This window comes from Rhizobium sp. BR 317, assembly GCF_047445835.1.
In the GTDB taxonomy this organism is placed as follows: domain Bacteria; phylum Pseudomonadota; class Alphaproteobacteria; order Rhizobiales; family Rhizobiaceae; genus Rhizobium; species Rhizobium paranaense.
In genome coordinates this window covers 58,190-77,181 of record NZ_JARWLB010000019.1, presented here as the reverse complement: position 1 = coordinate 77,181, position 18,992 = coordinate 58,190, and the positions used below count along the sequence as shown (strand labels likewise).

Sequence of the window (18,992 nt, the reverse complement as noted above, 5' to 3'; positions counted from 1 at the left end):
GCGATTTGTAGTTTCGCGCCAGAATTTGCCGTGGACCTCCGCACTGGCCGTCCACGGCTTTCATTTTTCTTAAAGGCAGGACGACCATGGCCAAGGCTACCACCATCAAGATCAAGCTGCTGTCGACGGCCGACACCGGTTTCTTCTACGTCACGACGAAGAACAGCCGTACGATGACGGATAAGATGACGAAGACGAAGTACGACCCGATTGCTAAAAAGCACGTCGAATTCAAGGAAACGAAGATCAAGTAAGTTTCCTAAACTTCTGATTACAAAAGGGCGCAACCATAAGGTTAGCGCCTTTTTCTTTTGGCGGCTTTCTTTTTCTGTGCAAAACCTCATCAAGGCGCCGGAAAAACAGAAAAAGCTAAAACTCAACTTTCTGATATTAACAAAGAAAAACGCCGCACTTCCTTTGGAAGGCGGCGTTTCGAATTGGGGGTCGGCTAGCCTGCAAAACGGCACGAGGAACCGCTTAAAATTGCTTGCCAGCCGACCGACCCCACGACCCAGGAGATGCGGCGGACCTGAGCATCATGGGGTATTGCCACGCCCTTGCGGGCCTGTCCTTGTACGAGACTAAATTTGCGCGAAATCGAAAGAAAATCAACAAATTCTTAATGATAAAAAGTTCTCGTCTGCCCGAATGGTTAAAATTCCTGCTGTCATTCAGTCTTGTTGGCTTGAAAAAACGACAATCTGAAAGCGAGTAGATCTCAAAAATAAAGAGGTAATGATCGTATGCATAGCAAAGTTTGACTACAGATATTTAGGCGCCTTTTCATACCATGATGACAGTCATGTTATTCATGGAATACTCACAGTTTTTCGCCATTTCAACTTTATACATGGCAAAATTATCACAACAAATACACGCTATACATCGATTTTCTATCAAATATAACAAGTATTTTCTGTGAGCTTACTGTGGCAAATATAGAGCCTATTCTCCTGTGGAAATCGGCATGCCTGGTCCGGGAACAAAGATTACAAATTTGTAATCACTGTTCAAAACTTGCAAAAGCCCATGAATATTAATGGGCCTCGACAGCATCATTTTGATCAAGCCGCCGCCGCGACAACCCGGTTGCGGCCACCGTGTTTAGCTTCGTAAAGGGCGCGATCGGCCTGCTTCATCAACTGCTCGGGTGTTTCGACTGTCTCCAAACGCGACGAAATGCCGAACGAGGCGGTGACATTCAGCGCAATCCCTGCCTCGCGCAGCGTGAAGGGCATGGTCTCGACGGCAGCGCGCAGGCGCTCGGCAACGGCGGCCGAAACATCAGGCGGCGTATCTGGCATGACCACGACGAATTCCTCGCCGCCATAGCGGCAGGCCAGATCGGCGCCGCGCACGGTGGAGCGAATACGGGCGGCAAACTCCTTCAGCACCTCATCGCCGGCGTCATGGCCATAGGTGTCGTTCACCTGCTTGAAGCGGTCGATATCGGTAATCAGGACCGAAAGCGGCCGTCCGCGCGTCAGCGAACGGTTGAAGAGGATCTTCAGATGATTGTCGAGATAGCGCCTGTTGTTGAGCCCGGTGAGTGCATCGGTCACGGCAAGCTCGATCGTGTGCTGCACGCTGGCACGCAGACGATCGTTGTAGCGCTTGCGACGGATCTGCGTCAGGCAGCGGGCAACCAGCTCGTTCGGATCGAGCGGGCGGATAATATAGTCGTTGATGCCGAGATCGAGCGCCCGGACGATCATTTCGTCAGCCCCCTGCTCCGTCACCAGCAGCACCGGCAGGAACCGAGTGCGCTCCAGTGAGCGGAGCTGCGAGCAAAGCCTGAGCGGGTCGTAGTCATCGAAATTCGAATTGACGACGACAAGCTCGAACGGCTTTTCGGCAGCCTCGAACAGGGCCGCCTGCGGATCGGACGTCACCGTCACCTCGGCGATCGGCTTCAGGGCGCGGATGATGCGCTCCTGCGAATTGGCGCGGCCATCGACCAGCAACACATGGCCGCTCTCGTCGGCGCGGCCTTCACCGAAGCGCAGGAGATCGTCGATGCCGAAGTTGCGCGCCGTCTCGTTGCGCATGCGCAGCTCATCGCTGAGCGTCTTCAGGCGCAGCAGGCTTTTGACCCGCGAAATGAGCTGCAAGTCGTTGACCGGCTTGGTCAGGAAATCGTCGGCGCCGGCCTTCAGGCCGCGCACGCGATCGGCCGGCTGATCCAACGCGGTGACCATGACCACGGGAATATGCGAAGTACGCGGATCGGACTTCAGCCGCTCGCAGACTTCGAAACCGTCCATGCCGGGCATCATGATGTCGAGCAGGACGAGGTCGACCTGGGTGCTTTCGCAGATGGCGAGCGCTCTCAAGCCGTCCTCCGCCGTCAGCACGTCGAAATATTCGGCCAGCAGCCGTGCTTCGAGCAACTTTACGTTTGCGGGTACGTCGTCAACCACCAGGATACGCGCGGTCATTAGTCTTTCCCCGCGCTCAGGCGTCGCCCAGATAAGTCTTGATGGTCTCGATGAATTTCGGGACCGAGATCGGCTTGGAGACATAGGCTTCGCAGCCGCCTTGACGGATTCGTTCCTCGTCGCCCTTCATCGCGAAGGCGGTGACCGCGATCACCGGAATGACGTGCAGATCGTCATCCTCCTTCAGCCACTTCGTCACCTCGAGCCCCGAAACTTCCGGAAGCTGGATGTCCATGAGGATCAGGTCCGGGCGATGTTTGCGAGCGAGATCAAGCGCTTCCATGCCGTTCCGGGTCTGGATCGTGGTGTAGCCGGACGCCTCGATAAGATCGCGAAAGAGCTTCATATTGAGCTCGTTGTCTTCTACAATCATCACCTGCTTAGGCATGGAGAGCTGTCCCTGCATCCGGTATTGCATCCATTCTATGAAAATATAACGTCGCGAGAAATCGATTCCAGAAATACTTGAATCCGACGCTAGCGGCATTTGGTTGAAAAATAGGTAACTTACCCCTCAAAATGCAAAGTAACTTCAAGAACTCGAAGGTGGCGGCCGCCGATCCGCAGGAAACCGCGATCGCCGTACTTGGCTGGCTGGCCAATGAGCCTGATATGTTCGGCCGCTTCCTGGCGCTGACCGGTGTCGAACCGGCACAGGTGCGCAACGCCATMAACGAACCCGCTTTCCTGGCAGGCATGCTGGATTTTCTGATGAACCACGAGCCGACATTGCTCGCATTCTGCCAGGCAAGCGGCATCGCGCCGGAAACKGTTGCTGCCGCCTCGGCACATTTCTCGCCGCCCGGCCTTTCCTCGGGGGAATATTGACGATGGATGCCCCGATCGAATTTGATACATCGCATGTCCGCCTTGGAGACCGGCCGCTGATCGTCTGCGATGTCGATGATGTCGTGCTGCATTTCTTTGCGCCTTTCCTGATCTTTCTTGACGGTGAAGGCCATGAATTCCTGCCGCGGTCCTTCCGGCTGACCGGCAATATCATTTCGAAGAGGGGTGGCGCGGCGCTGGAGGAAAAAGAGGTCCATCGCCTGATCGACGCCTTTTTCGAAGCGCAGGAGCAGTGGCAGACGCCCTTGGATCGCGTCATCGATACCCTCGACGGCTTCTCCAGGGATGCCGACATCGTCTTTCTCACCGCCATGCCGCCGCAGTTCTGGGCGCAGCGCCGCCGTCTTCTCGACAGGCTGGGCCTTGCCTATCCGCTGCTCGCCTCGCTGCAGCCGAAGGGGCCGATTGTGCAGGCATTGCATGGCAAGCGCACCCTGCCCGTCGCCTTCGTCGACGATATGGCGCACAATCTGCATTCGGTCCGCGAGCATGTCGCAAGCTGCCTTCTGATCAACCTGAGGCCGGATTCGATCGTCCATAGCATGGCGCCGGCTGTGGCGGCCGATATTCCCCAGGCGAACGATTGGGCAGAGGTGGCGCCATTGATCCGCGCCCATATTGCCCGCTAAGCTCGCCCGCCCCGGCATCAGAGAACAAGGCGCATCAAAGGGCGCCCGTCCTTTCGTTTGGCGACCTCGGAAAATCCTGCCGCCTCGAATATGTTGAGCGAGCCGACATAGAGGCCGACGGATTTCGATTGTTTCGTCCGTTCAATCGGACAACCCTCGAGAATGCGTGCACCGGAAGCCTTGGCGAAATTCACCGCCTCCGACAGCATCCGATGGCTATACCCCTTGCCGCGGTCGCGCGAATTCATGAAGAAGCAACTAACGGCCCAGACCGAGCTGTCTTCGGCATCGTCCGGATCGAGCGGCCGCGATACGGTTTTCGGCGAATTCCATTGCGGCAGTTCCGATCGCGGTCCTACCTGCGTCCAGGCAACCGGGCGCGCACCGATATAGCCGAGAAGGCCGGGCGGCGGGCCAGCGGCGACGCGGGCTTGCATGAATTCTTTCTTCGCTCCGCCATCCATCGTTTTGCGGTCGGATGTCGGGACGCGGAAATGGGTGCACCAGCAGCCATAACAGGCACCGCTTGGCCCGAAGAGCGTTTCGAAATCGCCCCAGCGTTCCGCCGTCAAAGGCACCGCTTTCAACTCCTCCAACATCTCCTCCCCGCTCTTTTCCGTCTTGAGACTCACGAGCTTAAAACATAAGGTGGCGATGTTCAATTTTTGTTCTATTTTCATGACCAGCGCGCCCGACAAAGTTTCCGGTTTCTGCCGCGATTGCCTGAGCGAGCAATCGGCTGAGCGCACGCGTTGCCGGGCCTGCGGCAGTCCACGCCTCGTCTATCATCGCGAACTCTATGGCCTGACGTTGGCCCATATCGATTGCGACGCCTTCTATGCCTCGATCGAAAAGCGCGACAATCCGGAGCTGGCCGACAAGCCGGTCATCGTGGGCGGCGGCAAGCGCGGCGTCGTCTCCACAGCCTGCTATATCGCCCGCATTCATGGGGTCCGGTCGGCCATGCCGATGTTCAAGGCGCTGGAGGCTTGCCCGCAAGCAATCGTCATCCGCCCGAATATGGAGAAATATGTCCGCGTCGGCCGCGAAGTGCGCGCGCTCATGCAGGAGCTGACGCCGCTGGTGCAGCCGCTTTCGATCGACGAAGCCTTTCTGGAGCTCGAAGGCACGCAGCGCCTGCACCATGATCCGCCGGCCCGCATCCTGGCGAAATTCGCCAAGCGCATCGAAAGCGAAATCGGCATCACCATTTCGGTCGGCCTTTCCTATTGCAAATTCCTGGCCAAGGTCGCTTCCGACCTGCAGAAACCGCGCGGCTTTTCCGTCATCGGACGGCAGGAGGCGCTGTCGTTTCTGGAGCCGCGTCCGGTGACCACCATCTGGGGCGTCGGCAAGGCCTTTGCCGCGACATTGGAAAGCGACGGCATCCGCACCATCGGCCAATTGCAGACCATGGAAGAAGGCGACCTGATGCGCCGCTACGGCGTCATCGGCCAGCGGCTCTTTCGCCTGTCGCGCGGCATCGACGATCGCACGGTGCATCCGAACGAAGCGGCAAAGAGCGTATCGTCGGAGACGACCTTCTTCGACGATATTTCCCGCCATGACGATCTAGTGCCGATCCTGCGCGATCTCTCGGAGAAAGTGTCGCGCCGCTTGAAGCGCAGCGGCATTGCCGGGCAGACCGTCGTGTTGAAGCTGAAATCGGCCGATTTCAAAAGCCGCACTCGCAACCGTCGTCTGGAAGACCCGACTCAGCTTGCCGACCGCATTTTCCGGACCGGCCTGCGATTGCTCGAACACGAGACTGACGGTACGAAATTCCGCCTGATCGGCATCGGCGTTACCGATCTCTGCGACGCCGCCCGCGCCGACCCGCCGGATCTGATCGACGAACAGGCGACCCGTCGCGCCGCAGCGGAAGCGGCGATGGACAAGCTCAGGGAAAAATTCGGCAACAAGACGGTCGAAACCGGCTACACATTCGGCGGCAAGCGCGAGAGCTGAATTATGGCCGGCAGCATGTCCGTCTCTTCGTCGAAAAGTGCCGTGCGATTGGCTATTGCTTGCTCGTAGTTCGGCCTGATCGCAATCGCCTTTTCATAGCTCGCCAGCGCTTCCTCCGTGCGCCCCAAACGGCGCAACGCATTGCCCTTGTTATTATAGGCAATCGCATGGGCTGGCTCCAAGGCGATGGCGCGTTCGTAGCGGACGACGGCGCCTTCGAAATCCCTGACCGCGGCGAGGATATTGCCATATGTGCAATGGGCTGCAGCGGAGTCGGGACGCAGCTCCAGTGCCCGTCCGATCTCGGCTTCCGCCTCCCTGGCCTCGCCGCGCAGCAAAAGAAGTATACTCAGCCGATGCACAGCATCGAAATCTCCCGGGTTTTCGGCGATGGTAGCGCGACATTGCTTCTCCGCCTCGGCGCGGTCGATCACTCCTTGGTCGTCCGAGCTGATATCCTCAGCAGCATCGGACGAGATCGCCTGCCAGAGCGTCCGCGACGCCACGACTTCGCGGTAGAGCGACAGGGCCTCACTTTGTGCCGGCTCGATGGCAAGAACCTGCCGGCAGCCGATTTCGGCATCGCTCAGATCACCGGCGGAATACAGGTTCTTGATGCGGGCGAACACAAAGGGGAGGCAATGCTCGTCGAGCCGCTCGCCAAGGTTCCGCCCTGTCCGTGTGTTGATCCGGTAGCGCTCGATGCGCCGGCTGACGGAGCCGAAAATATACTTGTGCGGATAATCGCCGGCACCGAGATCGTAGATCCGAAAGCCGTTCTCTATCGCCCAGCGGATCGTATAGGCATGCAGCATCAAGCCCGGGGACAGATCTCGGATCGAGACATCACGGGCGCTGAGGAAACAGATCAGGCTCTTCCTGGGACGATCGAGAAGAACGGCGGAAGCGGCAATCGCTACCCCGTCCTGCCATAGAACCGGCAGAAAAAGATCACCGCTGCGAAAGCAATCCGGCAGAACCGACCGCGAATTGTCAAGGATGTAACGCATATAGCCGTGATTGCGACATCCCCATTGCTTCGACCAGAGGCTCAGCAGCGTCGCAAGATTCTCTTCGATGGTTGATGTGTCGGCATGCGTCATCCGCAGTGCCGCCGAGTCCTCGAGCGTTCGCAGGCAGTGGCGGATATTGCGCCGCGCCCGCCAATGCAGTTTCTCGTGCAGGAACGAATCGAAATCCGCAGGCAGCGTCACATGGACGTGGATCTCCGGATCGATCCTCTCGGCCGCATCCGATATCTGTATCGGGCGCTTGACCCTGTCGCCGACAAAGTCCTCTGGTGGAAAGCGGTCGAGGAAGGACTCGATGCGCGTGGACGATCGATCGATATCGTCGAGATGCAGACTGCACCAATGAAGGGTGCGAATGTGATCGGCAAAGGCTGAGACCGCACCACCGGCATGGGCCGGATCGCAGAGAATACCCGTATAAGGGGCGAAATAGGAGCCACCCAGGACGATGGTATTGTAGAAGCCGTTGCCCCTATCGAGCCCCGTACCGAGCTGAATTGGAAGGAAGGCCACATAGGCACCGCCCTCATCTTCCCTTGCCGCCAGCACGAGCCAGGCCAGGGAACGAGAGGCAAACCAGCTCGATATCCAGGTCCAGGATAGAAAACAATGTGCTTCCGGGTCGATCTCATAGATCCGATCCCAGTTGTCTTTCAGCCCCCGCAGATCTTCCAGCTTTTCGATCACGTCCACATGCATGTCGAACGCCCGCCCGGCTCCGCATCCTACAATTTAAGATTTACATAAAATACTTCCTGTCGCAATTGCGCCTATCGGACAGGCCTTTGCTGATGAAGCTGCAAAAGAGCAATTCAAGTGGACGGCTCGTCTTCAAGTCTTCCTTAAACTTCGAAGTCTAACGTCCGGCCATACGAGTATTGCGTTTTGGTATGTGTATATGAAGCCGCGTTTCCTTTTCGGGCTTGGCCTGCTGTCGGCCACAGCTCTCGTTCATCCTGCCTTCGGCCAGGAAGATGCCCGCACATTGCAGATCGTCGTATCGAAGGACCGGCAATCGCTTGCCGTCTATGACGGCGACAAGGTGGTGGCGACATCGAAGGTTTCGACAGGCAAGCGCGGCCATACGACGCCGAGCGGCATCTTTTCCATTCTGGAAAAAGAGGTCTATCACGAGTCCAACCTCTATTCGGCGTCGCCGATGCCCTTCATGCAGCGGCTGACCTGGTCCGGCATCGCCCTGCACGAATCCAATTCGGTGCCGAACTATCCCGCCTCGCATGGCTGCGTGCGGATGCCCAAGGCCTTTGCCAAGATGCTCTATCAGATGACGGAACGCGGCGTGCATGTTGTCATCGCCGACCAGCCGCTGGTGCCACAACCTTTCGAACATGCCATGCTGTTCCAGCCTGAAGTCGCGCCCGCCGCTGCTCTGTTCTCCGATATCGAACTGCGCCCGTCGACGGCGGCCTTCCTGCCGCAGGCGCAATCGGTGCAGGTCGCCACAAACGATGTCGCCTCCCTGCCCATGCCAAAGGCCATACAAGCACCATCAGCCGATCAGGCTCCGCTCGGCATCCTCATCACCCGTCGGGGCCTGCGGGAAAATGTCCGCGACCTACAGGGCATCTTGAACAGCATGGGCTTTGCGACAGGCACGCCGGACGGCATGCTCGGACCTGCGACGGTGCAGGCGATCGAGGATTTCAAGAAGGCCCATAACATCACGACATCGGGTGGCCTCGTCAGCCCGGCGCTGATGAAGGCTGTCTATATCCTCGCTGGCAAGGGCGAGCCGGCGAACGGCGAAATCATGGTTCGGCAGAATTTCAAACCGCTATTTGAAGCGCCAGCCATCATCGCCGAGCCGCAGGAAGCCCTCGGCACGCATTTCTTTACCGCCCATACGATCGACAAAGTGAACGGCAAGGCGGACTGGTTCGGCGTGACGCTGGAGGACGATCTTTCCAGGGATGCGAAAAAGCGGTTCGGCATCACCAGCGAGGAACAAGCCGAATCACTCGACGCCGCCGACCGTGCGCTCGACCGCATCACCATACCCGATGACGCCAGGCGCAAGATCCAGGACCTGCTGACCGCAGGTTCCTCGCTGACAATTTCCGACACCGGCATCGGCCCGGAAACCGGCGACGGCACTGATTTCATCACCATCACCAACCGCGGCGCCCTTGGGAAAAACGGCTAATGCATGTCGCGCAAAAGTGTGCGGCGGTTTTGCGAAAACGATATGCAAAAACAAGGAGCTAAAGCGTGGGAGCGAATCTGAAAGATCGCGACGAGCTTTAGACCAGCTCGACGTCGATCACGCCCGGCGCGGTGCGCAGCGCGGCCGCGATTTCCGGTGTGATGCGGTATTTCTCCGGCAGCGCCACCTCGACCTCGCGCTTGCCCTCCTCCTTGATGACGATGAAGGAGACCAGGCCGTCGCCCTTGGCGTTGAGGTGCGCGGCGACCGCTTTCAGCGGGCCGGAATCACGGACGTAGACCCGCAGCGCTTTTTGCATCTGCAGCGACTTTTCCTCCAGCGACTGCGCCGTTTGCAGGCGCAGGCTGATGCCTTCCGGCCGCTCGTCAGCCTGCGCGGTGATGACGAAGGATTTGCCGACTTCCAGCACGTCGCGATATTGATTGAGCACTTCCGAAAACAGCACGGCCTCGAACTGACCGGAGGCATCGGAGAAAACGAAGATGCCCATCTTGTTGCCGGTGCGCGTCTTGCGCTCCTGCTTGGAAATGACCGTGCCGGCCAAGCGGCCATTGCTCGCCCCCTGCTTCACCGCCGCAGAGAAATCGGCGAAGGTCTGCACGCGCATCTTGTTCAGCACGGTCTTGTAGGTGTCGAGCGGATGGGCGGTGAGGTAGAAGCCCAGCACCTGGAATTCGCGCAGCAGCCGCTCCGAGGCGAGCCAGGGGGTGAAAGGCGGGAATGAGATCTTCTCAGGTCCCGAGGCTGCGCTTCCGAACATGTCGGACTGACCGCTTCGCTTATTTTCCTGCGCAACTTGCGCATAGCCCATGACCCGGTCCAGCCCGCCGATCAGTTGGGCGCGATCGATGTCGAAACAATCGAAGGCGCCGGCGCAGATCAGGCTTTCCAGCACACGGCGATTGATCTGCTTCGGATCGATGCGCAGGCAGAAATCCTCAATGCCGGCAAAAGGCTGGTCGCCGCGCACCCCGACAATGTGGTCGACGGCGGATTCGCCGACGCCTTTAATGGCGGCCAGCGCATAATAGATGCGGTTCTCGCCCGTCTCGAAATGGCGGAACGAAGTCTGGACCGACGGCGCGATGACCTCGATGCCGAGACGCTTGGCATCCTGGCGGAAATCGTTGACCTTTTCGGTATTCGCCATATCGAGCGTCATCGAGGCCGCAAGGAACTCCACCGGATAATGCGCCTTCATATAGGCGGTCTGGTAGGAGACGATCGCGTAGGCGGCGGCGTGCGATTTGTTGAAGCCGTAGTTCGCGAACTTGGCGAGCAGGTCGAAAATGACGTCCGCCTGGCCCTTCGATACGCCATTCTTGACGGCGCCGTCGACAAAGCGTTCGCGCTGCTGATCCATCTCGGCCTTGATCTTCTTACCCATGGCACGGCGCAGAAGATCGGCTTCGCCGAGCGAATAGCCCGAGAGGACCTGGGCGATCTGCATCACCTGCTCCTGATAGACGATAACGCCCTGCGTTTCCTTCAGGAGATAATCGATCGTCGGATGGATCGATTCGATCTCTTCTTCGCCATGTTTGCGAGCATTGTAGACCGGGATGTTTTCCATCGGGCCCGGACGATAGAGGGCCACCAGCGCGATGATGTCTTCGATGCAGTCGGGGCGCATGCCGATCAGCGCCTTGCGCATGCCCGCACTTTCCACCTGGAACACGCCGACCGTCTCACCGCGCGAGAGCATGTCGTAGGTCGTCTTATCGTCGAGGGGAATGCTGGCGAGATCAAGCGTGATACCGCGCTTGGCGACGAAATCGACAGCTGTCTTCAGAACCGTCAGCGTCTTCAGGCCGAGGAAGTCGAACTTCACCAGGCCGGCCTGCTCCACCCATTTCATGTTGAACTGGGTGACCGGCATGTCGGAGCGCGGGTCGCGATACATCGGCACCAGCTTCGACAGCGGCCGGTCGCCGATCACGATGCCAGCGGCGTGCGTCGAGGCATGGCGATAGAGGCCCTCGATCTTCTGGGCGATATCGAGCAGACGGGCGACGACCGGTTCCTTGTCGGCCTCCTCCTGCAGACGCGGCTCCTCCTCGATCGCCTTGCTGAGCGGTGTCGGATTGGCGGGGTTGTTCGGCACCAGCTTGCAGATCTTGTCGACCTGGCCATAGGGCATTTCCAGCACACGGCCGACGTCGCGAAGGGCGGCGCGCGCCTGAAGAGAACCGAAGGTGATGATCTGCGCCACCTGCTCGCGGCCATATTTGGCCTGAACATAGCGGATCACCTCTTCGCGGCGATCCTGGCAAAAATCGATATCGAAGTCGGGCATCGACACGCGCGACGGATTGAGGAAGCGTTCGAACAGCAGCGAGAAACGCAGCGGATCGACGTCGGTAATCGTCAGCGCATAGGCGACCAGCGAACCTGCGCCCGAGCCGCGGCCTGGGCCGACCGGAATGTCATGCTGCTTGGCCCATTTGATGAAGTCCGCGACGATCAGGAAGTAGCCGGGGAATTTCATGCGCTCGATGACGCTGAGCTCGAATTCCAGCCGCTCGCGATAGTCGTTCTCCGTATAGCCCGACGCCATGCCGAGCGAGGCGAGACGCCGGTCGAGACCTTCGACCGCCTGGGCACGCAATTCAGCCGCCTCGGCGCGTTCAGCCTCCTCCGGATCGGCGGTGGCCCCGGTGAAGCGCGGCAGGATAGGCTTGCGTGTCTTCAGAACAAAGGAGCAGCGCCGTGCGATCTCGACGGTGTTCTCCAACGCTTCCGGCAGATTGGCGAAGAGCTTCGCCATATCGGCACGGCTCTTCAAATAGTGATCCGGCGTCAGGCGAAAGCGGGTATCGTCCGAAACGATGGCATTGTGGGCGACCGCCATGAGCGCATCATGGGCATCGTAATCATCGCGCGTCGGGAAGAAGGCCTCGTTGGTCGCGACCAGCGGCAATTCATGCTCATAGGCGAGCGCGATCATCTTCTGTTCGTGGCGGCGATCGTAGGTGCCGTGACGCTGCAATTCGACATAAAGGCGGTCGCCGAACAGGCTCTTCAACGTCAGCAGCCGCGACAGCGCCTGCGGCGCGTGGCCTTCCTTCAGCGCCATATCGACCGGACCGCCGAGCGAGCCGGTAAGCGCGATCATGCCGTCCGTGCCGATCTCCTTCAGCCAGGAGGCGGTAATATGGACTGCCTGATTGCCTTCGCCGCCGAGATAGGCGCGGCTGACAAGATCGACCAGCCGCTCATAGCCACGCTCGGTGGCGGCGAGCAACACGATGGACGGCAGCTTGGCAAGCGCCTGTTGCGGCCCGCGCTTTTCGCCCTCGACACCATCTTCCATGTCGATCGACACCTGGCAGCCGATGATCGGCTGCAGGCCCTCATCCATCGCCTTCTGGGAAAATTCCAACGCGATGAAAAGGTTGTTCGTATCGGTGATCGCTATGGCCGGCTGGCTATCGCCGGCCGCCTTCGCGAGAATCTTCTTCAGCGGCAACGCGCCTTCGAGCAGCGAATAGGCGGAATGGACGCGAAGGTGCACGAATTCCGGCGTATCTCCGACCGGCGCACCTGTTGCGCCGCTGCTCACCATATCCGCCATCATATGCCCTTCCGCATGCCCAAATGAATCGGCTGCATTCTCGGCATAGCGGACGATAAAGTCCAGAAGTTGACCTCATGAATCACGGGCGCATCGCGACACCCGTGGGGATAAGATTCACATCGCCATCACGATGAGGGAAAAGCTGGCGACAAACATGACGATGGAGGTGAATGCTGCAACGTCTCGAATGATATCGGTCATTTACGCGCTCCTTACTCGTTATGTTTCTTATTTGTTCTATTTATGTTCGAGAGTCAATAGCTGCATCAATAATTTTCATCCTCGGTATTTTGAAGGGTATCAATGGACGGAAGCACAACCCTAAGCTATCAAAACGCGAAGGAAGGGATCACCATGAAACCACTTGCCTGCGCTCTCATTCTGCTTTCGGTTACATCAGCGGCTCATGCGGAAAATACCATCACGCCGGACCGCATCATCGACGTAGCGGTCGGCGACTGGAACAAGGACGGTAAGCCGGACCTCGCATTGCTGGCGTTGGCCCCGCAAGACGACGAGACCACGATCGGCATCTATATTTATCTCCGCGACAAAGAACATGAGCTGCTCAAGCTGGTGACGACCGCACCCGACAAGGTATGGGGCCGCGGTGAGCCGGGCGGTATCTTCGGCCAGGAACCGTCGATCGCGGCTATGCCGAACGGTTCGATCGCAGTTATGTCCCAGAACGATGGGTACGGGCGCTACCGCTGGCATCAGACGCTCACCCTCGCCTTCCGCAACAATGCCTTCGTCGTTGCCGGCTACACCTATGATTTGCGAGACAATCTCAAGGCCGAGGAGAGCTATAGCTGCGACTACAATGTCCTGACGGGCAAGGCGACGAAGGGCGGCAGGGAGCTCACGGCCGAAGCCAAGACTATCAGGATCGAGGACTGGAACGACGATATCGGCCACAAGGGTTGTGGGCAAAACCCATAGCAGCGCCATTTGTTCACTATTTGTTCTTTACTTGTTATCAAAAGCGTGGCATTTTGATCCCTCATCATGGATGGAGAGGACCATGCCGGATCTTGCCGAGCTGAACGATTTTATTGTTGCCGCGAAGGCGGAAACCTATGTCGGCGATGGCGAGAGACTGCCGTCCTGCCGCAGTGGTTCGCATGATATCGGCTATGCCAGTGGCCGCTGGCGCTATCTCGACAGTTATTTCGGCGGCACGGATTTCGCCGGACAGGAGCTGATCTGGCTCGACGACGAACCGGTCTGGGCGATGAACTATTTCGGGCGGATCGTCGAGCGTGATCTGATCGACGCCACGGCTGCCGGGATGGTCATCAAGGCGGCGCTGATGCGGCTCTACCTGGATGAGAAACGCTTTCTCGGCGGTTACGAATTCGCGCATTCATTTGGCCATTATGTCGATCGCAGCACCGGTGGCTGCGATCATTTCATTGGCCATGAGGTCATCCTGGTGGACGGGCGCAAGGCGTATGAGCTGGATTACCGCGGCGGGCTGATCGTCCCGTAATTACACCGTCAGAATTCGACGACCTTGCCGTCTTGGATAGTCACACGACGGTCCATGCGTGCCGCCAGCTCGTGATTGTGCGTGGCGATCAGCGCTGCGAGCCCGGACTGGCGCACGAGCGCCTCAAGCGCGTCGAAGACATAATGCGCCGTATCGGGATCGAGATTGCCGGTCGGCTCGTCTGCCAAAAGCACCAGCGGTGCGTTGGCGACGGCGCGGGCAATGGCGACACGCTGCTGCTCGCCGCCGGAAAGCTCGGCCGGGCGATGCTCGGCACGGTGACCGATGCGCATATAGTCGAGAAGCTGGGCAGCGCGAGCGCTCGCCTCTTTCTTGGAGAGGCCGGAAATCAACTGCGGCATCATGATGTTTTCCAGCGCGGAAAACTCAGGCAGCAGATGGTGGAACTGATAGACGAAGCCGATCTCGCTGCGACGGACGGCGGTGCGCTTTTCATCGGACAGACCCTCGCAGGCCTGGCCGTTGATCGTCACCTCGCCACCATCAGGATGCTCGAGCAGGCCGGCGACATGCAGAAGCGTCGACTTGCCCGTTCCCGACGGCGCAACCAGCGCAACGATCTCGCCGCTGGTCAAGGCGAAATCGGCACCCTTCAGGATCGACAGCCGCGTTTCGCCCTGCCCGTAATGACGCTCCACGCCCGTAAGCTGGAGAACGACGTTGCGTTTGATCAAATGTGGAATTCCTTATTCGTACCGTAGCGCCTGCACCGGATCGAGCCGCGAGGCACGCCAGGCCGGAAAGATCGTGGCAAGGAAGGACAGCGTCAGCGCCATCACGATCACGGAGATGGTCTCGCCGAGATTCATTTGCGCCGGCAACTTGCTGAGGAAGTAGACCTCGGGATTGAAGATCACCGTGCCGGAAATCCAGGAGAAGAACTGACGGATCGATTCAATGTTGAGGCAGACAATAACGCCAAGCGCAACGCCGGCGACAGTGCCAACTACGCCGATCGCCGCCCCTGTCATGAAGAAGATGCGCATGATCGCCCCCGACGTCGCGCCCATGGTGCGCAAAATGGCGATATCGCTTCCCTTGTCCTTCACCAGCATGATCAGGCCGGAAATGATGTTAAGCGCAGCGACGATAACGATCAGCGTCAGGATCATGAACATGGTATTGCGTTCGACCTGCAATGCCGAGAAGAAGGTCTCGTTCACCTGCCGCCAGTCGGTCAGAAAGACCTGCCGTCCCGCGGCCGCTTCGATCTGCGGCCTGAGTTCGTCGACATCATCCGGGTTGCTGACGAAAAGCTCGATCTTCTCGACGATCCCTTCGACATTGAAATAGAGCTGCGCCTCCTCCAGCGGCATGAAGACCACGGAGGCGTCATATTCCGACATGCCGACTTCGAAGATGCCGGAGATCGTATAGGCCTTGACACGCGGATTAACCCCGAAGGGCGTCACGTCGCCATCCGGCGCAGTCAGTGTAATCTGATCGCCGACCGTCAGACCCAGTTGCCGTGCCAGGCGCGAACCGACCATGACGCCCTGGCCGGCGGTGAAGCCCACCATGTTGCCATCGACGATATGGTCCGAAACCGTCTTGAGCTTGGTGAAGTCTTCGGGCCGGATGCCGCGGACGAGCGCACCGGTGCCGGAACCGCCGCGACCGGAGGCAAGTGTTTCGCCTTCAACCAACGGCAAGGCCATGGTGACGCCAGGAACGGCAGCGAGTTTCTGCGCCAGCACGGCATAGTCATTCAGCGGCGTATCCACGGGCTGAACAACGACATGGCCGTTGAAGCCGAGAATCTGCTTGAAGAGCTCGGCGCGAAAACCATTCATGACCGCCATGACGATGATCAATGCCGCGACGCCGAGCATGATGCCGACCAAAGAGAAGCCGGCGATGACCGAGATCGACGCCTCCTTGCGCCGGGCGCGCAGATAGCGCCAGGCGACAAGCCGCTCGAAGCCGGAGAACGGACGCGATGACGGGCCGGTCTTGAAAGCCTTACCCTGCTGCTTCACTGCCGCGTCTGCCGCCATTCGCTTCTCATCCTATCGTTTTATCAGCCTGCCAGCCGATTGATCGCCGCTTCGATGGTCATCGTTTCGCGGGCGCCGGTCTTGCGGTCCTTGACTTCCACTTCGCCGTTCGCGACCGAACGCGGCCCGGCGATAATCTGCACGGGCACGCCGATCAGATCGGCAGTGGCGAATTTCGTTCCGGCGCGATCGTCCGTATCGTCAAGCAGGACATCCTTGCCGGCCTTCGAGAGCGCAGCATAGATCGTCTCGCAAGCTGCATCGCAGGCCTGATCGCCAGCCTTCATGTTGATCACGACGGCATCAAAGGGCGCGACCGAGGCCGGCCAGATGATTCCGTTTTCATCATGCGATGCTTCGATGATGGCGGGAACAAGGCGTGTCGGGCCAATACCGTAAGAACCCATGTGGACGGCATGTTCCTTGCCGTCGGGACCCTGCACTTTCGCGCCCATCGGCTCTGAATATTTGGTGCCGAAATAGAAGATATGGCCGACTTCGATACCGCGGGCCGACAGACGCTCGCCGTCCGGAATGGCGTTGAAGGCCGCCTCGTCGTGCATCTCCGAGGTCGCCGCATAAACCGACGTCCATTTGTCGAAGACGGCTTTCATGCCCGCGACATCGTCAAAATTCGTGTCTTCCGCGGGGATGTCGAAATTGACGAAATCCTTGTGGCAGAAGACCTCGGATTCGCCGGTGTCGGCGAGAATGATGAATTCATGACTGAGATTGCCGCCGATCGGGCCGGTGTCGGCGCGCATCGGAATGGCTCTAAGGCCCAGCCGATTGAAAGTGCGTAGATAGGCGGCGAACATCTTATTATAGGAGTGTACGGCACCCTCGAGCGTCAGATCGAAGGAATAGGCATCCTTCATCATGAATTCGCGCGAGCGCATGGTGCCGAAGCGCGGACGGATCTCGTCGCGGAACTTCAACTGGATATGATAGAGGTTCAACGGCAGGTCCTTGTAGGACTTGACGTAAGAACGGAAGATGTCGGTGACCATCTCCTCATTGGTCGGGCCGTAGAGCATTGGGCGCTCCTGACGGTCCTGGATGCGGAGCATCTCTTTGCCATAAGCGTCATACCGGCCGCTTTCCTGCCAGAGCTCGGCCGACTGCAGCGTCGGCATCAAGAGCTCGATGGCGCCGGCGCGGTTCTGTTCCTCGCGGATGATATTGTTGACCTTGTTGAGGATACGCTTGCCCAACGGCAGCCAGGAATAGATGCCTTGCGACTGCTGGCGGATCATGCCGGCACGCAGCATCAGCCGATGAGAAACAATTTCAGCCTCTTTGGGATTTTCCTTCAGAATGGGCATGAAGTAACGAGACAGACGCATGGGCTTATTCCAGATGGTTTGACGTTCCGCACCGGCGGAATCGTTAGAAATTAACTTCTGGAGGCGTTCATAACTGCTTCGGCGCAGGAAAGAAACCCGCATTTAACGCGAGTAAACCGGGCGAACACCCACAAACGCGGGCGAACCTCATATGTTTCTATAAATTCGAAAAAATGCACGTTTATAAGTATTTGACGGGGAAATCTGTCAACAGAAAAATTCTACGCGACTGTAGCAAAAATGCAAAAAAACAGATGACAAAGCTCAATCTTTGAGCTAATTTTAGCTCACAAAAGAGGCAAGAAGGTTAATTCTTGTCGTTTCGCGGTCAAGTCTTGGGAGGATCAGATCTTAGGCGCGCTCGTTCGCAGCCCCGGCAACGGATAAGGATCACGCGATACTTAAAAACAAGGCTTACAGCCTTGTTTTTTTTTGCTTTTCTACCTCATTTAACCATCAGCTTTTTAAGCGGGAAGGCTTTGAATCCTTCTTCTACCGCAGCCAAGCTGACGTAACGGAATCACCACCGTCGCGCCGCCTCTTTGCCTCAAATAGATGACAACGGTATGACGGATTGCACGCTATTCAATAGCGCATGATTTTCATCTACAGGTTGAAAAGAGTTTTTGGAAATAAACGTCAGCCATCGTAGCGCGGAATGATCGGCGGGATCGAGTCGAAGCCGAAACCCAAATAGTGCGAACTGATGTACCACGCAGCGTAGATCACGCCGGATACCAATGTCGTGATCAGCACCACCCTCAAACCGCGGAATTTCGTCGGCGCGCTTTCGACGGTGCCGAGGACCACCTGATTGTCTTCAGCCTGGGTGCGCATGCCGAAAGGCAGGATGGCGAAGAGCGTGATCCACCAGACAACGAAATAGACAGCGCATGTCGAAAAAATCTGCTGGACCATTATGCTTCCTCAAGACAGGCCTCAAACCGGCCTGCGCGCTCCTCGCCCTAACCCGCTTATAGAGCCAAAGCCTCCGCGTTTCAAAGTGCTGCTCAGCGCTCTAATGTCACACTGCTGTGCTGACATCAGCGCTCTGCTCAAGTTCAATGAGGGTTCCGAAGAAGTCCTTCGGGTGCAGGAAAAGCACCGGCTTGCCGTGGGCGCCGATCTTCGGTTCGCCATTGCCGAGCACGCGAGCGCCGGCCTCGATAAGGCGGTCACGCGCAGCCATAAGATCATCCACCTCATAGCAAATATGGTGCATGCCCCCGTCGGGATTCTTCGCGAGAAATGCCGAGATGGGCGAGGCGTCGCCAAGCGGTTCCAGTAGCTCGACCTTGGTGTTCGGCAATTCGATGAAGACGACGGTGACGCCATGTTCCGGCAAGAGCTGCGGCGCCGATACTTTGGCGCCAAGCGTGTCACGATAGGTGGCGGAAGCGGCGGCAATATCCGGAACGGCAATCGCGATATGGTTGATGCGCCCGAGCATGGCGTCCCT

At 58.3% G+C, this 18,992-nt stretch carries 17 protein-coding genes; 7 read left to right on the top strand and 10 right to left on the bottom strand.

Annotated features, from left to right (window positions below):
• Positions 1-86 precede the first annotated feature (86 nt).
• Positions 87-254, top strand: a complete 168-nt coding sequence (rpmG, locus tag QD357_RS24855; RefSeq protein WP_003587245.1) for a 50S ribosomal protein L33 — start codon at positions 87-89, stop codon at positions 252-254.
• Between the two features lie 810 nt (positions 255-1,064).
• Here rpmG and QD357_RS24850 read toward each other — a convergent pair.
• Entirely contained in the window at positions 1,065-2,438 is a 1,374-nt protein-coding gene (locus tag QD357_RS24850; RefSeq protein WP_107107758.1) for a PleD family two-component system response regulator, read from the bottom strand.
• Positions 2,439-2,454: 16 nt separating this feature from the next.
• A complete protein-coding gene (locus tag QD357_RS24845) occupies positions 2,455-2,826 on the bottom strand; it encodes a response regulator (protein WP_028754034.1) in 372 nt (123 codons plus the stop codon).
• Positions 2,827-2,957: 131 nt separating this feature from the next.
• Here QD357_RS24845 and QD357_RS24840 point away from each other — a divergent pair, with 131 nt between their 5' ends.
• Together QD357_RS24840 and QD357_RS24835 are read left to right on the top strand one after the other, a co-directional pair.
• Entirely contained in the window at positions 2,958-3,266 is a 309-nt protein-coding gene (locus QD357_RS24840) for a DUF3572 domain-containing protein (RefSeq protein ID WP_107107757.1), read from the top strand.
• Between the two features lie 2 nt (positions 3,267-3,268).
• Positions 3,269-3,916, top strand: a complete 648-nt coding sequence (locus tag QD357_RS24835) for a hypothetical protein (RefSeq protein ID WP_107107756.1) — start codon at positions 3,269-3,271, stop codon at positions 3,914-3,916.
• A 17-nt stretch (positions 3,917-3,933) separates the two neighbouring features.
• Here the strand turns inward: QD357_RS24835 and QD357_RS24830 are convergent, their stop codons facing one another.
• Positions 3,934-4,515 carry a GNAT family N-acetyltransferase gene (locus QD357_RS24830; RefSeq protein WP_107107755.1) on the bottom strand — a complete coding sequence of 194 codons (582 nt, stop codon included), beginning with the start codon at positions 4,513-4,515 and terminating at the stop codon, positions 3,934-3,936.
• Between the two features lie 79 nt (positions 4,516-4,594).
• On the opposite strand from QD357_RS24830, the gene QD357_RS24825 reads away from it, so the two are divergent.
• On the top strand, positions 4,595-5,884 hold the full coding sequence (locus QD357_RS24825) for a DNA polymerase IV (protein WP_107108118.1): 1,290 nt from the start codon (positions 4,595-4,597) through the stop codon (positions 5,882-5,884).
• On the opposite strand, the gene QD357_RS24820 is transcribed toward QD357_RS24825, so the two are convergent.
• Positions 5,854-7,614, bottom strand: coding sequence for a GNAT family N-acetyltransferase (locus QD357_RS24820; RefSeq protein WP_107107754.1), 1,761 nt, complete (start codon positions 7,612-7,614; stop codon positions 5,854-5,856). The two genes, QD357_RS24825 and QD357_RS24820, sit on opposite strands and share 31 nt — an antisense overlap.
• Before the next feature lie 199 nt (positions 7,615-7,813).
• Here QD357_RS24820 and QD357_RS24815 point away from each other — a divergent pair, with 199 nt between their 5' ends.
• A complete protein-coding gene (locus QD357_RS24815; protein ID WP_107107753.1) occupies positions 7,814-9,079 on the top strand; it encodes a L,D-transpeptidase family protein in 1,266 nt (421 codons plus the stop codon).
• Between the two features lie 97 nt (positions 9,080-9,176).
• Here QD357_RS24815 and dnaE read toward each other — a convergent pair whose 3' ends face one another.
• Positions 9,177-12,674 carry a DNA polymerase III subunit alpha gene (gene dnaE / locus QD357_RS24810; RefSeq protein WP_107108117.1) on the bottom strand — a complete coding sequence of 1,166 codons (3,498 nt, stop codon included), beginning with the start codon at positions 12,672-12,674 and terminating at the stop codon, positions 9,177-9,179.
• 357 nt (positions 12,675-13,031) lie between these two features.
• Between dnaE and QD357_RS24805 the strand changes: the two genes are divergently transcribed.
• Together QD357_RS24805 and QD357_RS24800 are read left to right on the top strand one after the other, a co-directional pair.
• A complete protein-coding gene (locus QD357_RS24805; protein ID WP_107107752.1) occupies positions 13,032-13,619 on the top strand; it encodes a hypothetical protein in 588 nt (195 codons plus the stop codon).
• A gap of 82 nt (positions 13,620-13,701) precedes the next feature.
• The gene (locus QD357_RS24800; protein WP_107107751.1) at positions 13,702-14,169 is read left to right on the top strand and encodes a DUF5680 domain-containing protein; all 468 of its coding nucleotides are present in this window, start codon (positions 13,702-13,704) and stop codon (positions 14,167-14,169) included.
• An 8-nt stretch (positions 14,170-14,177) separates the two neighbouring features.
• Here QD357_RS24800 and QD357_RS24795 read toward each other — a convergent pair whose 3' ends face one another.
• From QD357_RS24795 to mce, 5 genes are all read right to left on the bottom strand, one after another.
• Complete coding sequence (locus QD357_RS24795; RefSeq protein ID WP_107108116.1) at positions 14,178-14,861, bottom strand: ABC transporter ATP-binding protein; 684 nt, start codon at positions 14,859-14,861, stop codon at positions 14,178-14,180.
• A 15-nt stretch (positions 14,862-14,876) separates the two neighbouring features.
• Positions 14,877-16,187: a lipoprotein-releasing ABC transporter permease subunit gene (locus tag QD357_RS24790; protein ID WP_107107750.1), complete on the bottom strand. Its 1,311-nt coding sequence runs from the start codon at positions 16,185-16,187 to the stop codon at positions 14,877-14,879.
• 23 nt (positions 16,188-16,210) lie between these two features.
• Positions 16,211-17,533: a proline--tRNA ligase gene (proS, locus tag QD357_RS24785; protein ID WP_107107749.1), complete on the bottom strand. Its 1,323-nt coding sequence runs from the start codon at positions 17,531-17,533 to the stop codon at positions 16,211-16,213.
• Between the two features lie 639 nt (positions 17,534-18,172).
• Complete coding sequence (locus QD357_RS24780; protein WP_107107748.1) at positions 18,173-18,451, bottom strand: DUF1467 family protein; 279 nt, start codon at positions 18,449-18,451, stop codon at positions 18,173-18,175.
• Between the two features lie 106 nt (positions 18,452-18,557).
• On the bottom strand, positions 18,558-18,983 hold the full coding sequence (gene mce / locus QD357_RS24775; protein WP_107107747.1) for a methylmalonyl-CoA epimerase: 426 nt from the start codon (positions 18,981-18,983) through the stop codon (positions 18,558-18,560).
• Positions 18,984-18,992 lie beyond the last annotated feature (9 nt).

Coding starts and splice junctions, on each gene's coding strand:
- rpmG (WP_003587245.1), top strand. CDS start 87: ATGGCCAAGGCTACCACCATCAAGATCAAGCTGCTGTCGACGGCCGAC.
- QD357_RS24850 (WP_107107758.1), bottom strand. CDS start 2,438: ATGACCGCGCGTATCCTGGTGGTTGACGACGTACCCGCAAACGTAAAG.
- QD357_RS24845 (WP_028754034.1), bottom strand. CDS start 2,826: ATGCCTAAGCAGGTGATGATTGTAGAAGACAACGAGCTCAATATGAAG.
- QD357_RS24835 (WP_107107756.1), top strand. CDS start 3,269: ATGGATGCCCCGATCGAATTTGATACATCGCATGTCCGCCTTGGAGAC.
- QD357_RS24830 (WP_107107755.1), bottom strand. CDS start 4,515: ATGTTGGAGGAGTTGAAAGCGGTGCCTTTGACGGCGGAACGCTGGGGC.
- QD357_RS24825 (WP_107108118.1), top strand. CDS start 4,595: ATGACCAGCGCGCCCGACAAAGTTTCCGGTTTCTGCCGCGATTGCCTG.
- QD357_RS24820 (WP_107107754.1), bottom strand. CDS start 7,614: ATGCATGTGGACGTGATCGAAAAGCTGGAAGATCTGCGGGGGCTGAAA.
- QD357_RS24815 (WP_107107753.1), top strand. CDS start 7,814: ATGAAGCCGCGTTTCCTTTTCGGGCTTGGCCTGCTGTCGGCCACAGCT.
- dnaE (WP_107108117.1), bottom strand. CDS start 12,674: ATGGCGGATATGGTGAGCAGCGGCGCAACAGGTGCGCCGGTCGGAGAT.
- QD357_RS24805 (WP_107107752.1), top strand. CDS start 13,032: ATGAAACCACTTGCCTGCGCTCTCATTCTGCTTTCGGTTACATCAGCG.
- QD357_RS24800 (WP_107107751.1), top strand. CDS start 13,702: ATGCCGGATCTTGCCGAGCTGAACGATTTTATTGTTGCCGCGAAGGCG.
- QD357_RS24790 (WP_107107750.1), bottom strand. CDS start 16,187: ATGGCGGCAGACGCGGCAGTGAAGCAGCAGGGTAAGGCTTTCAAGACC.
- proS (WP_107107749.1), bottom strand. CDS start 17,533: ATGCGTCTGTCTCGTTACTTCATGCCCATTCTGAAGGAAAATCCCAAA.
- QD357_RS24780 (WP_107107748.1), bottom strand. CDS start 18,451: ATGGTCCAGCAGATTTTTTCGACATGCGCTGTCTATTTCGTTGTCTGG.
- mce (WP_107107747.1), bottom strand. CDS start 18,983: ATGCTCGGGCGCATCAACCATATCGCGATTGCCGTTCCGGATATTGCC.